Annotated in this window: 15 protein-coding genes; 3 read left to right on the forward strand and 12 right to left on the reverse strand. The window is 60.9% G+C overall.

Going from position 1 to position 12,784, the window contains the following annotated elements; translation table 11 throughout:
• Nucleotides 1-81: 81 nt before the first annotated feature.
• The 7 genes from AC07OG_RS09195 to AC07OG_RS09225 form a co-directional block, all read right to left on the reverse strand.
• On the reverse strand, nucleotides 82-2,025 hold the full coding sequence (locus AC07OG_RS09195) for a PAS domain-containing hybrid sensor histidine kinase/response regulator (protein ID WP_060540593.1): 1,944 nt from the start codon (nucleotides 2,023-2,025) through the stop codon (nucleotides 82-84).
• Nucleotides 2,015-2,890 carry a sensor histidine kinase gene (locus AC07OG_RS09200; protein ID WP_218423217.1) on the reverse strand — a complete coding sequence of 292 codons (876 nt, stop codon included), beginning with the start codon at nucleotides 2,888-2,890 and terminating at the stop codon, nucleotides 2,015-2,017. Before AC07OG_RS09200 ends, AC07OG_RS09195 begins: the two co-directional genes overlap by 11 nt.
• Complete coding sequence (locus AC07OG_RS09205) at nucleotides 2,883-3,893, reverse strand: ATP-binding protein (protein ID WP_495066915.1); 1,011 nt, start codon at nucleotides 3,891-3,893, stop codon at nucleotides 2,883-2,885. The genes AC07OG_RS09200 and AC07OG_RS09205 overlap by 8 nt, the downstream gene beginning before the upstream one ends.
• Nucleotides 3,894-3,904: 11 nt before the next feature.
• A complete protein-coding gene (locus tag AC07OG_RS09210; RefSeq protein WP_060540596.1) occupies nucleotides 3,905-4,309 on the reverse strand; it encodes an anti-sigma regulatory factor in 405 nt (134 codons plus the stop codon).
• The gene (locus tag AC07OG_RS09215; protein WP_218423216.1) at nucleotides 4,306-4,668 is read right to left on the reverse strand and encodes an STAS domain-containing protein; all 363 of its coding nucleotides are present in this window, start codon (nucleotides 4,666-4,668) and stop codon (nucleotides 4,306-4,308) included. Before AC07OG_RS09215 ends, AC07OG_RS09210 begins: the two co-directional genes overlap by 4 nt.
• Nucleotides 4,669-4,672: 4 nt before the next feature.
• Nucleotides 4,673-5,524, reverse strand: a complete 852-nt coding sequence (locus AC07OG_RS09220; protein WP_060540598.1) for an STAS domain-containing protein — start codon at nucleotides 5,522-5,524, stop codon at nucleotides 4,673-4,675.
• 259 nt (nucleotides 5,525-5,783) lie between these two features.
• Nucleotides 5,784-6,305 (reverse strand): DUF4142 domain-containing protein, encoded by a 522-nt coding sequence (locus AC07OG_RS09225; protein ID WP_218423214.1) that lies wholly within the window; start codon nucleotides 6,303-6,305, stop codon nucleotides 5,784-5,786.
• 218 nt (nucleotides 6,306-6,523) lie between these two features.
• Between AC07OG_RS09225 and AC07OG_RS09230 the strand changes: the two genes are divergently transcribed.
• Both AC07OG_RS09230 and AC07OG_RS09235 read left to right on the forward strand, forming a co-directional pair.
• Nucleotides 6,524-6,766 (forward strand): HP1242/YdcH family protein, encoded by a 243-nt coding sequence (locus tag AC07OG_RS09230; RefSeq protein WP_060540600.1) that lies wholly within the window; start codon nucleotides 6,524-6,526, stop codon nucleotides 6,764-6,766.
• A 111-nt stretch (nucleotides 6,767-6,877) separates the two neighbouring features.
• Nucleotides 6,878-7,033, forward strand: coding sequence for a hypothetical protein (locus AC07OG_RS09235; RefSeq protein ID WP_495066830.1), 156 nt, complete (start codon nucleotides 6,878-6,880; stop codon nucleotides 7,031-7,033).
• Nucleotides 7,034-7,073: 40 nt separating this feature from the next.
• Here AC07OG_RS09235 and AC07OG_RS09240 read toward each other — a convergent pair whose 3' ends face one another.
• The 5 genes from AC07OG_RS09240 to AC07OG_RS09260 all read right to left on the reverse strand — a co-directional run bounded on the left by AC07OG_RS09240 (nucleotide 7,074) and on the right by AC07OG_RS09260 (nucleotide 11,466).
• On the reverse strand, nucleotides 7,074-8,150 hold the full coding sequence (locus tag AC07OG_RS09240) for an SMP-30/gluconolactonase/LRE family protein (protein ID WP_495066831.1): 1,077 nt from the start codon (nucleotides 8,148-8,150) through the stop codon (nucleotides 7,074-7,076).
• On the reverse strand, nucleotides 8,147-9,280 hold the full coding sequence (locus AC07OG_RS09245; RefSeq protein ID WP_495066832.1) for an SRPBCC family protein: 1,134 nt from the start codon (nucleotides 9,278-9,280) through the stop codon (nucleotides 8,147-8,149). The genes AC07OG_RS09240 and AC07OG_RS09245 overlap by 4 nt, the downstream gene beginning before the upstream one ends.
• A 106-nt stretch (nucleotides 9,281-9,386) precedes the next feature.
• Nucleotides 9,387-10,250 (reverse strand): LysR family transcriptional regulator, encoded by an 864-nt coding sequence (locus tag AC07OG_RS09250; RefSeq protein ID WP_495066833.1) that lies wholly within the window; start codon nucleotides 10,248-10,250, stop codon nucleotides 9,387-9,389.
• Between the two features lie 126 nt (nucleotides 10,251-10,376).
• Entirely contained in the window at nucleotides 10,377-10,691 is a 315-nt protein-coding gene (locus tag AC07OG_RS09255) for an SCP2 sterol-binding domain-containing protein (protein ID WP_008154977.1), read from the reverse strand.
• A 64-nt stretch (nucleotides 10,692-10,755) separates the two neighbouring features.
• Complete coding sequence (locus AC07OG_RS09260; RefSeq protein WP_060540603.1) at nucleotides 10,756-11,466, reverse strand: histidine phosphatase family protein; 711 nt, start codon at nucleotides 11,464-11,466, stop codon at nucleotides 10,756-10,758.
• Between the two features lie 199 nt (nucleotides 11,467-11,665).
• Here AC07OG_RS09260 and sohB point away from each other — a divergent pair, with 199 nt between their 5' ends.
• Nucleotides 11,666-12,688, forward strand: a complete 1,023-nt coding sequence (gene sohB / locus AC07OG_RS09265; protein WP_060540604.1) for a protease SohB — start codon at nucleotides 11,666-11,668, stop codon at nucleotides 12,686-12,688.
• The last annotated feature ends 96 nt before the right edge of the window (nucleotides 12,689-12,784 follow it).

Genomic DNA, 12,784 nt, shown 5'->3' on the forward strand with positions numbered 1-12,784 from the left:
CCGGACCAAGCCGGCTCCCACAGGGATTCGGGAACGCTACAGGTCCCGTGTGGGAGCGGGCTTGCTCGCGAAAGCTATCCGTCATGCACCATCAATCGTGCGCCGTACCTTGTCCAGCAGCTCATTGATCTGGAACGGCTTGATCAGCATTTCCATGCCGTCGCCGAGGAATACCTGGCGATTGATCGCGGTTTCCGCATAACCGGTCATGAACAGGATCGGCAATGTTTCACGCCAGCCCCGCGCGACATCCGCCAGTTCGCGGCCGCTCATGCGCGGCAGGCCGACATCGGTCAGCAGCAGGTCGATTGACCGGTCGTTCTGCAGGCGCTCCAGGGCGCTCTCGATGTCGCCCGCCTGGGTGCAACGGTAGCCGGCATCCGCCAACACCTCAGCCACGAACAAACGCACCGACGCTGTATCTTCGACGATCAAGACATGTTCACCGGCACCCTGGGGATCGACGCTGACGGGTTCCAGCTGGCTCACGGTGGGGGCGGAGCTGGCCGGCAACATGATGGTCACTTCGGTGCCGCGCCGCGCCACGCTGCGAATGTGCGCATCGCCTCCCGACTGCCGGGCGAAACCATAGATGCTCGACAGCCCGAGCCCGGTCCCCTGGCCCAGGGGTTTGGTAGTGAAGAACGGGTCGAATACCTTGCCGATCACGCTGTGGTCGATGCCGGTGCCGTCATCGCGTACCGACAGTGCGACGTAGGCGCCATCGGCCAGGTTCGGGTCGCCATGGGAGAAGGCGGCATAGGTGTTGACCCAGATGTTGCCACCCTGGGGCAGGGCATCGCGCGCGTTGATCACCAGGTTGAGCATGGCACTTTCGAGCTGGATCGGATCGACCAGCGCGATGGCTGGCTTGGACGTCAATTCCAGCTTCAGAGTGATGCGTTCGCCGATGGTGCGCACCAGCAATTCTTCGAGAGAGCGGATGTGTTCGTTGATATCCACGGGCCGGGTATCGAGTGGCTGCTGGCGGGCGAACGCCAACAGGCGATGCGTCAGGGACGCGGCGCTCATGGCCGAGCTCAGTGCCGCTTCGGCGTAGAACCCGACCTTGTCGGTGCGCGATTCGGCGGCGCGTTTCTGGATCAGCTCCAGGCTAGTGATGATGCCGGTGAGCAAGTTGTTGAAGTCATGGGCGATGCCTCCGGTCAATTTGCCCAGGGCGTCCATTTTCTGCACTTGCAGCAGTTGCGCTTCGGTGCGCGCGCGTTCAGCGACTTCCCTGGCCAACTGGGTGGTGGCGTCGTCCAGCCGGGCCAGGTGCGAGCGTTCGCGGTGGCGGTGCTCGGTGACGTCCTCGACGAACACCAGGCTCAGTTCCGGAGTGCGATAGGGTGAAATCTGCCATTCGGTTTCGCGGGTTTCACCCAGCACCCGCATGTTCAGGGTGCCTTTCCAACGCTCGCCATAGGCCAGGCGCAGGCGCAGCTCTTCGATCACGCTATCCTGGTCGTCGGCAAAACACTCGTGCAGGGTGTCCGGTTCACGGTTGTCCTGCACCAGTTGCGTGAATGCGTGATTGCATTCGTGGACCTTGAGTTGAGCATCGAGCACCGCAATGGGCGCCGAAACGTTGACAAAAATCTCGCGAAACCGCGCCTCGCTTTCGCGCAGGGCGTTTTCGGTATCCCGTACCCGCAGCAGGGTGCGCAGGGTGGCCAGCAGTACATCCGGGTCGACGGGGTGGATCAGGTACGCATCGGCACCGGCGTCCAGGCCGGTGATGATGTCGCCAGTCTGGATCGATGCCGCCGACACGTGAATCACCGGCAGCAGGGCGGTGGCAGGGTCGGCGCGCAGTTTGCGCACGATGTCGAAACCGCTCATGTCCGGCAGGTTGACGTCGAGTACCAGGGCGTCGAAGGTTACGCTGGCGATCAGTTCCAGGCCCTCGGTACCCGTGCCGGCTTCGAGTACCTCGTAACCGTGACGTTCCAGGCGCCGGCGCAAGGCGTAGCGCGTGGCAACGTTGTCGTCGACGACCAGCAAGCGCAGGTCACGTTTCATCGGCAGGCTCCATGGCGATGGCCAGCGGGATGATCACGAAAAAGGTCGAGCCTACACCTGGAGCGCTTTGCATCCCGACCTCGCCACCGAGCAGGATGGCGAAGCGTTTGCACAGTGACAATCCGAGCCCGGTACCGCGCAGCCGCTTTTGCAGCGGTGAATCGACCTGGGAGAAGTCTTCGAACAATGCACCATGTAGCGACTCGGCGATACCGATACCGGTGTCGCTGACGGCAAAACGCACGTGGGTGTTGTTTTGTAGCTGCGCCGAAATCCTGACTTCACCTCGGGTGGTGAACTTCAGCGCATTGGCGATGAAGTTGCGCAGGATCTGCGCGAGCTTCTTGTCGTCGGTGTACAGGCGCGGCAGGCCCACCGGTTCCTCGAAAATCAGGTCCACGGCGCTGGCGTCGACAATCGGCCGGAACATCCCGCGCAGCGCGGCGAACAGGTCGAACATGTCGAACCAGGCGGGTGAGATGGTGATGCGCCCGGCCTCGATCTTCGCAAGGTCAAGCAGATCGTCGACCATGTCGCTCAGTTCCCGCGCGGCAGTACTGACGAAGGTTACCTGTTTGTGCTGCTCGGGGCTCAACGGACCGTCCAGTTCATCACTCAGCAGGCTGGCGATGCTCAGAATCGAGCCAAGCGGCGTACGAAACTCGTGGCTCATGTACGACAGGAACCGGCTTTTGAGGTCCGAGGCCTGGCGCAACTGTTCGGCCTGGGTATCGAGTTCGGCATACAGCGCCAGCACGCCCTGGTTGGTTTCATCCAGTTCTTCGCGCAACGCGGCGGCTTCGCCCTGCAACTGCGCAATGAGTGCGGCTTGATCAGCAAGCTCAATCAGGGGTGACTCAGCCATGGGAGGCCTCCAGAGCTATCACCAGCACCGTGACATCGTCCCGCCCGCGACAGAAGTCGCGGTGCAACAAAGCGGCAATCACGGCCGGATGCCGGTACACCAGACCGGGGTAATCCTGCAGGTTCCAACGAGACTGCAAACCGTCGCTGTACATAATCAAAAGTTGTCCATTCACTTGAGCATAGTCAAAGGGTTGCGCCTTTCGATATTGCCCGCCAACGATGCCGGGATGGGAGGCCAGGCCACGGGATCGGTCCGGGGCTATCAGGCAGGCGCCGATGTTGCCTATACCGACGTAGTTCAGCGCATTGCGATGGGCGTCAAACTGGGCAATGGCCAGGGCACCTCCGCGCGTGCCGTTCATGGCCTGGTGAATGTCTTCGAGCAACAGAAGCGGCGCATTGAATGATGAGGTTGCGAACACTTTCTCCCCCGCCCGGGCCGCCAGTTCAGCGTCTTCGCCATGCCCCAGGCCATCGATCACCAGGGCACTGATGCGCGATCCGTCATAAGCTACGTGCCAGATATCGCCACAGGCCGGATCGTTGCGTAACGAATGCTGGCTGACGCCCATGCGTTGGTCCGGTCTCTTGTCTTCGCGCGGATACAGCCGGGCCAACAGCACGGCGCCCCGGGAATCGGCGTAGGCATCGAAGACTTGCGCCTGACGTGAAATCGCCCCCAGCCCGATACCCTGGGTACCCCCCGTGGAAAAGCCATCGCTCAGACAGGCCTGCAGGTCGAAGCCCTGGGCACGGTCGACGGCCAGTATCTCGATGCCCGCGCCCGATGCACGGGGCAAGACCCGCAGATGAATTTCACCGCATGCCGCATGCTTGAGAATGTTACTGGCAAGTTCGGTGGCGACCAGGGCGACACGCCCGGCGTCGGTCTCATCAAAACCGTGCCTTTGCGCCAGCTGTTGGGCGGTGCGGCGGGCGTGACCGACCTGGCTGCTGTCTTCGATCGCCAGCACCTGGGTCAGGGAGCTGCCGATGTTCATTCTGCCGATATTCATGTCCATCGGGTGATCGTTACGCGAGTGCCTTTGCCCGGCGCGGTATCGAGTTCGAACTCTTCCACCAGCCGCCTGGCACCGGTCAGGCCCAGGCCCAGTCCGGAGCCTGAGGTCCAGCCATCGGTCAGCGCCAGCTTGATGTCCGGGATGCCCGGTCCTTCATCGCGGAAGGTCAGGCGCAGGCCGGTGCGTGATTCTTCGTCGAGGATCTGCCAATCCATATCACCGCCGCCGCCGTAGACCATGGTATTGCGCGCCAGCTCGCTGACCGCGGTGACCAGTTTGGTCAGGTCGATCAGCCGCATGCCGCACTCCTGGGCCAGCTTGCGCGCGGTCTGGCGCGCCAGCACGACGTCCTGTTCAATTTGAATGGGCTGGGTGCCGCTGCTGCGCACGGTCATTGTTCTTGTACTCGGTCCTGCAGCAGTTTCATCCCGCGCTCGACATTCAGCGCAGTCCGGACGCCGGGCAGGGTCAGGCCCAGTTCCACCAGGGTAATGGCGACCGCTGGCTGCATGCCGACCAGTACGGTCTGGGCATCCATGATGCTCGACAGCCCGGAGATGGTGCCGATCATTCGGCCAATGAACGAGTCGACCATGTCCAGCGCCGAAATGTCGATCAGTACGCCACGGGCTGAGGTTCTGCTGATGCGCTCGGACAGGTCGTCCTGCAAGGTCAGGGCCAGTTGATCATGCATGTCGACCTGAATGGTCACCAGCAGAAAGTCGCCCATCTGCAATATGGGAATACGTTCCATGGGCTCAGCCCGCCTTGCCGACAGTCAATCCCAGGCGGGTCAGGGCCAGCTTCAGGGCATCGGCCAGGTTGGCTTTGGTCACCACGCCTTGCAGGTCCAGGCCCAAGTGCACGATGGTCTGGGCGATCTGTGGGCGCACGCCACTGATGATGCAATCGGCACCCATCAGGCGAATCGCGGTCACGGTTTTGAGCAGGTGCTGGGCCACCAGCGTATCGACAGTCGGTACGCCGGTGATGTCGATAATGGCGATTTCCGAACCGGTGTCGACGATTCGTTGCAGCAGCGACTCCATCACCACCTGGGTGCGTTGCGAATCGAGGGTGCCGATCATCGGCAGGGCCAGTACACCGTCCCAGAGCTTGACCACCGGGGTCGACAGCTCGAGCAACTCTTCCTGCTGGCGCTTGATCACCGCTTCCCGGGACTTCTGGAAGGTACGAATGGTGTGCATGCCCAAGGCGTCGAGCAGTTGGGAGACTTCCCAGAGCTGTTCGGCCAGCAATGCCGGGCTGTCCTGGTAATGATTTTGCAGCAGGGCGAACACCGGGCCCTTGAGGGAAAAGATGAAACTGGCGGTCTGGTGCGAATCCTGGCCGAGCAGGGCGCGGCTGTGGGAGAGCTTTTCGAGGAACTGCCGAATCGCGTCCCAGCCCGGCGCTGCCACGTTCTGTCCATTGCCCTCCTGCAGTCCGCTAACCAGTAGTTGCAGGAACTCCGAGGTCTGCTGCCTCAGGTCCGCGTCTTTGAGATTGCGTGTGGCCCCACTGTTTTCCAGGCTTTTGGACCATTCGGCAATCAGTTGCGCCTGGCTTTTGTTCATCGCATCGAGAGTGCTGGTTTGCAGTGCCGCCATGAGACTTTAACTCCTTGAAAGTGTGGGCCCGGTTGCCAAAAAACGGCCGGCGCAATGCAGTGACATTTGCCGGATGAAATAGTTGTTCGTTTTTTGCAGGAATTTGAATTTGCTCACAGCAACTGTAGGAGCTTGTGAAGCCTGCGATCTGTTTTTTTTAGTCTTTCGCAGGCGCAAAGGGCTGTTTCCAGTGAAGATGTTCAGTCGCCAGAAAAAAAAAAGCCGCCAGAACAGGCGGCTGTTTTAGTGCAGGGGGACGCTACTTGTCCGGGTGGGCGGCCTGGAGCTTTTTCGCCATGGCCAGGTGTTTCTCCAGCGCAGGCAGCATTTTTTGCGCAAAGGCCTTGAGTTCGGTGGCGCCCTTGGTCTTGTCGTCGGTCACCGTGTTGGCTTCCTTCTTGAACAACTCGATAGTGTCTTCGTGGGCTTTGACCTGGTTGTTGGCGTAGGCCGAATCGAAGGACTCGTCGCGCATGTCGAGTAGCTTCTCCTTGGCCTGCTTAACCAGAGTCGTGGTATCCGGAACCTCGATATCGTGCTTTTTCGCCAGGGTCGCCAGTTCATCGTTGGCCTTGGAATGATCGGTGATCATCATGTTGGCGAATGCCTTGATGTCGGCCGACTGGCTTTTTTCCAGGGCCAGGCGGCTAGTTTCGATTTCCGCGATGCCACCGGCGGCGGCATTGTCGACGAAGTCATTGGAAGTGGCAGCAAAAGCGCTGCCCATGCTGGTGCTCAGGGCGACAGCCAGGGCGAGGTGGCGCAAGTTGAATCCGTCCATTGGTCATTCTCCACACAGGTTTTTATGGCCGATCGATTGATCGTTATGCTGTGGAGGCGTTTTTACCGGTAAAGGTTTTATCGCATTTGCGACAGGACGACGAACGGAGGCCGCTGGTCTGACAGGTGGTCGACAGAACCGGCTAACCAAGGCCATTCTGATAGTTGGTGAACGCAATTGATCGCGTTTCGCTGCCGATCAACAAACGGAGGTGTTCCATGCCGGTGACCCATGACCTTTATCAGGATTTACGCTGCACGAAGGAAGAGATCCAGCAAAAACGCACCAAGGATCCGTTACTGGATTCACTGCTGAACAAGTATTCCCAGGCCGATGCCGACGTGGTCAAGGCCGAGACCGCGACATCGGACGCCCCCAGCGATGACGCGCTGAAAAAACTCAAGGAAAAGCGCTTGCAGGTCAAGGACAAGATCGTCCAGCAACTCCAGGCCAGCTCCTGACGTTAAGTCATCTGCCGCCGACGGCTGGTGACTGAAAAGTTGGAACGGCGATCAAAACCGGCACCTCGAATGTTCAGAGACGCAATTTTACGGCTCTATGCGAGGTGCCCCATGACCGACCCCAAATTCCCCAGCGAACAAACCGGTGGCTACGACCCGATGCCCACCCATCCCGAACCCTTGAGCCCGCAGCACACCACGGTCAATCCCGAGGAGGAGCCGGGCATCGATGAATTGCCGGAGGATGAAGGTAACGAACCCTCGTAGGCGCCGGCTTGCCGGCGATGGCGTCACTACGGGCGTTGCTTTACTGCAACGCCTTACTCAAAGGCAACCGCACCATGTACCTTGCCTTGAGTGAACCGAAATACAACCAGTCTCCGTACTCACGCACGGTGGTGACTGGCGAGTAATTGTCACTGCCGGCATCCTGCAAATTGGCAATCACCTTGCCCTCAAGGTCCAGGCCGAGGGCAAAGGCACGTTTCTCGACGGGCTTGGGCAGCACGGTCATCGCCCGTACGATCATCTTGCGTACGAAGGGATGCGCTGCAGTGGCGTCGAGTAGCGCATTGCGCGGGGCATACAGCGCCACCCAGAAACGGTCATGACCGTTGAACGACAGGTTGTCTGGCAGGCCAGGCAGGTTATCGATGAACAGATCATGGGTGCCCGCCTTCGGCCCGCTGAGCCAGTAGCGGCTGATGCGATAGGCGCCGGTTTCATTGACCAGCACGAACGCATCTTCCGGGCCCAGGGTCACGCCATTGGCGAACTGCAGTTTATCCAGCAGGACCGAGGTTTTGCCGGTCTGGAAGTCGTAGCGCAGCAAACGGCCGTCACCGCCGTGCTCGAGGATGGCTTCGCCGTCGTGGCCATAGCCGAAGCGGCTGGAGGCATCGCTGAAGTAGGCGTAGTGACCGGGCTTGTCGATGGCCACGTCGTCGGTGAAACCGAACGGCACGCCGCCGGCCTCGGTGCTCAGCGCGACCAACTGCCCCTGGGCATCCAGCGACAACAAGCCTTTGACCGCATCGGCGATCACCAGCAAACCATTGGGATGTCGGGCCAGGCCCAGCGGTCGGCCGCCGGTATCGGTCAGGACCTTGGTGCTCTTGCCGTCCAGGCTGGTGCGGATCAGGCGGCCGTCGTGCAGGCCAGTGAGCAATGTGTCGCCCTCCAGCAGCAAGGCTTCCGGCCCGTCGATGTCGGCCGCGCCAACGCGCTCCACGGCTTTGAGGCGCTGGTTGTCGGCGTACGCTCCGGTGCTGAGGGAGGGCGCCGGTTGCGGCGTCCAGGCCACTGGCTTGACCTTGGTCGGCATCAGCAGCAGGAAGCCGCCGATGGCGATGAACACCGGTAATACGATGTGTCGCCACTTCACGCGCTGACTCCGTTGAGGTGTTGGTGCGCCATTTCGCGCAAGGCCAGCATGGAAGCTGCGGATTCGTGATCGATTCGGCGCTTGAGCAGCAGCCGGTTGGCAATCCGCATCGCCAGGCCGCTGAACTGGTAGTGCAAGGTGCGCACAAACCGGGTGCTGTCACCCTCGGCTTCGCACTCGTAAGTCAGCAGCAGCGACAGGCCATGATCACCTTGCGCCCGCGCGCACCAGCGCCGTCCGGGCAGGTACTGCGTCACCTCCCAGCTCAGGTGCCCATCGCGCCCGCCGGCGCGGATGTCTTCCTCGAAGCGCGCCCCGGCATGTAACGGGCCTTTCGGCCCATCGATGCGCAGCGATGACGGATGCCACTGCGGCCAAAGGGCGACGGTGCTGGCGTAGGCAAGCACGGCGATCGGGGGCGCGGCGACGACGGTCTGGTGCTGCATGCGGGTCATGGGCGTTCTCGTCGGGTCGAGGGGTTCAGGCTCCCAATAGAGGGTGCCGAACAGATAGTCCATCAGTGGGAAAACGATGTTGAAATTACGCTCCTGCATCAACTCGCGACGGTGATGCAGTTCATGCAGGCGACGCATCTGGCGGATCCACGGCAACCGCGTGAGCGGGTTGTGCGGCGGCAAGTGCTCGCAGGCGTGAAACACCTCGTAGGCCAAATATCCGAGGACCAGGCAGCCGCCGACCAACCCGGCGACGTTGGCATCCAGTTGCTTGAGCAACCACCACAGGGGCAGGGTGATGACGAGGGTGTGCAGCACGATCAGCCACGCCGGGAACAGGATCACCCGCCAGTCGCGGGCGCTGTTGTAGGTCATGTGGCCGGGGGCGAAAAAACTGTGATGGTCGCCGGCATGGCGGGCATAAAACAGCCGGGCGTATGGTTTTTTATGATGTCCCAGATGACGATGCACCAGATACACCCCAAGGTTGCAGAACAACAGGGTTACAGGCACAGCCAGCCATTGCAGAGGCAGTACCTGATGCACGGTGCTCCAGAAAACACTGATGGCCAGCACTCCGAAGAACAGGACAAAGGCGCCGTGCAGCCAGGGGTTGTAGAGGGGATGAATGTCGGCACGGTAGCGGCTGCGGAATGCTTCGGTGGTCTGCCTCACTGCAATCACCTGACGTTACTGTTCTCTCCTGCAGATTAGTCGATTCCGGCGTGTTGATTGCGCTAACCTGGACGACACAACGGCCATGCTCCGGTGCGCAGCGCATTCAGCTCAGCGGGTCCCAGCGTTGCGACCAGTCCTCGTGCGAGTCGATGACCTCGCGCAGCAGGTCGAAGGCCCGTTGCAAGGTGGGTGAGTCGCGGTCGCGGGAGTAGACCAGATAGGTCGGGTAACTGAACTCGGGCGCCCGGGGCACACGTTCCAGCACGCCGCTTTGCAGATAACTCTGCACGACGCGGGTACGGAAATAGCCGCTGCCGCCGTTCTCGAGGATGTACTGCAAGCCCAGCGGGCCGAGATTGAAGCTCAGCGCCGCCTTGGCTTTTTCCGGCAGGGCGGCGTCATGCCGGCGCCGGAAGTCCGCTCCCCAGTCGATGTACACGTAGGGATCGGGCCGTTCGACTGAGCGCACCAGGATGAGCTTTTCTTCGAGAATTTGCTCGACCTGCAGCCGTGGCCAGTATTCGGGTTGGTAGACCAGTGCTGCATCCAGAACCCCCAGCTCCAGTTGCCGCAACAGGTTTTCACCGTCACGGATTTCCATGCGCAAGGCATGGCTGGGTATTTTCTCACGCAATTGGCCGGCCCAGCCGAGCATCAGCGGGTTGCACAGGCTGACCTCGCCGCCGATGTGCAGCACGTCACGCAGACCCTCGGGCAACGGCAGATCCCGGCGCGCGGCTTCCCAGGTTTCGACCAGTTGATTGGCATACACCACGAAGGCTTCACCATTGGCTGTCAGGCGCGCCCCGGCGCGATTGCGCACAAACAGTGTGCTGCCCAGCTGGCTTTCCAGTTTCTGCACCCGCGCGGTTATCGCGGTCTGGGTCACGTGGAGTTTTTCAGCGGCCGCGGCAAGGCTGCCGTGGCGGACGATTTCGAGGAAGGTGCGGGCGAGGTCGATGTCCATGGGCTGGCCGGTGTGGGGTGTGCAGGCATTGTAAGAGTATTTCTAGGCTGGAAAACGACGAATCCCGCCATTAGGGCGGGATTCGTTTGCCAGCGTACGTGCCCCCGGGAACCGGGAGCGGCATGCTTAGGCCGGGAACAGCTCGGACAGTTTCATTGCCAGCATCATGTCGCCTTCAGCGCGCAGTTTGCCGCCCATGAACGCTTGCATGCCGTCGGTTTCGCCGCTGACGATGCCTTCCAGGGTTTCGCCGTCCATCACCAGAGTGACCTGTGCGTCCGGGTTTTCGCCTTCTTGCAGCTCACAGGTGCTGTCCTTGACGATCAGCGAGAAGTTCTTGGTGTCGTCGATGCGGAAACCGAAGACCAGGTCCAGGCCGGCAGCAGCGGCTGGGTTGAACTTGGCTTTCATTGCTTGTACGGCATCAGCTACGGAGGTCATGGTTCGATCCTTTCTTGAGTTATTAGAGCTGAGTGGTTACAGCCAGGGTCACAATAATCCGGACTCAGCGAAACGTGATGAGTTCCGGGGCCTTCAGCAGTTGCAGGTGCGCATGACTGTTGAAGGAAGCCAGGGCCACTTCGCGACCACGGAACTTCAGGTGGTTGAGCGAAGTGTTGACGATTTGCCAATTCAATTCAAAAGCCTGCCGTGCAGGCATTTGCGTGATCAGGTGGAGCAGGGCGGTGATGGTCCCGCCGGAAGTGAACACGGCGATTTTCTGGGTGTTGTCGGCCTGGTCGAGGATTCGATGCAGTCCGGCCTGGACGCGCTCGACAAAACCCAACCAGCTTTCCAGGCCCGGCGTGTCGTAGGTACCGGCGAGCCAGCGCTCGATGATCAGGGCGAAGATGCGCTGGAACTCGGCACGGTTGTGCGCCGCGTTGCGCAGAACGTTCAAGGCTTCAGGTTCGTCGGGCAGCATCGCCGGGAGCAGGGCGCGAATCACCGCATCGGCATCGAACTCGTTGAAGGCCGAATCGGTCTCCAGGATCGGCACCGGCAGGCCCACCGCCGCGAATTGCTCCAGCGCGCTGGTGGCCGTGTGTTGCTGGCGGCGCAGGTCGCCCGCCAGGCAGCGATCGAAGCTGATACCGAGTTCGGCCAGGTGTCGACCAAGGATTTCTGCCTGACGAATACCGTTGGGCGACAGGACGTCATAGTCGTCTGCACCGAAGGAGGCCTGGCCATGTCGAATCAAGTAGATGCTGCCCACGTCCGCGTCGTCCCGGTACGTTGAAGGTTTGGCGAGGTTATGAGGATGGCGGTGAGCTGTCAATGAAAAAACATACGCTTGTTTGAAATGCTCGTTACAGGCCTGTTGCCAGAGGTTTCACGACTGGTCGCAAGGCCGGTGCATGGGTATGCTGGAGGTATCCCGCGCGTTCCAGCCGCGCATTGTTTAAGGAGTCCCTGTGGAGTTTTTGTCCGAGTACGCCATTTTCCTGGCCAAGACCGTGACCCTGGTGATCGCCATTCTGGTGGTCCTGGCCAGCTTTGCGGCGTTGCGCAGCAAGGGGCGGCGCAAGTCGTCGGGCCAGTTGCAGGTCAGCAAGCTCAATGATTTCTACAAAGGGCTGCGCGAGCGCCTGGAGCAAACCCTGCTCGACAAGGAGCAGCTCAAGGCCCTGCGCAAGTCCCAGAGTAAAACCGAGAAAAAACAGAAGAAGAAGCCCGAGGCCAAGCCCCGGGTGTTCGTGCTGGATTTCAACGGCGACATCAAGGCTTCAGCCACCGAAAGCCTGCGCCACGAAATCACCGCCTTGCTGACCCTGGCCACACCGAAGGACGAAGTGGTACTGCGTCTGGAAAGCGGCGGCGGCATGGTCCACAGCTACGGCCTGGCGTCCTCGCAGCTGGCGCGTATCCGTGAGGCCGGCGTGCCCCTGACCGTGTGCATCGACAAGGTCGCCGCCAGCGGTGGCTACATGATGGCGTGCATCGGTCAGAAGATCATCAGTGCGCCGTTCGCGATCCTCGGCTCGATCGGTGTGGTGGCGCAGTTGCCCAACGTCAATCGCCTGCTGAAAAAACACGATATCGACTTCGAAGTCCTCACCGCCGGCGAGTACAAGCGCACCTTGACGGTATTCGGCGAAAACACCGAAAAGGGCCGGGAAAAGTTTCAGGAAGACCTGGACATCACCCATCAACTGTTCAAGAACTTCGTGTCCCGCTATCGCCCGCAACTGGCGATCGACGAAGTGGCGACCGGTGAAATCTGGCTCGGCGTCGCGGCGCTCGACAAGCAACTGGTGGACGAGCTCAAGACCAGCGACGAGTACCTCGCCGAGCGCGCAAAGCAGTCCGAGCTTTATCACTTGCACTATGCCGAGCGCAAAAGCCTGCCGGAACGTATCGGCATGGCGGCCAGTGGCTCGGTCGATCGCGTCCTGCTCAGTTGGTGGAGCCGGTTGACCCAGCAACGCTTCTGGTAACGGCAAGCAGGCGTGCGAAGGCGCCACTGCGACGTGAAACACATTGAGACCGGGTAAATCCCGGTTTCTTTGTTCTGGAGGGGCGGTTTCTTTCTG

The organism is Pseudomonas sp. GW821-FHT09H03, assembly GCF_059415945.1.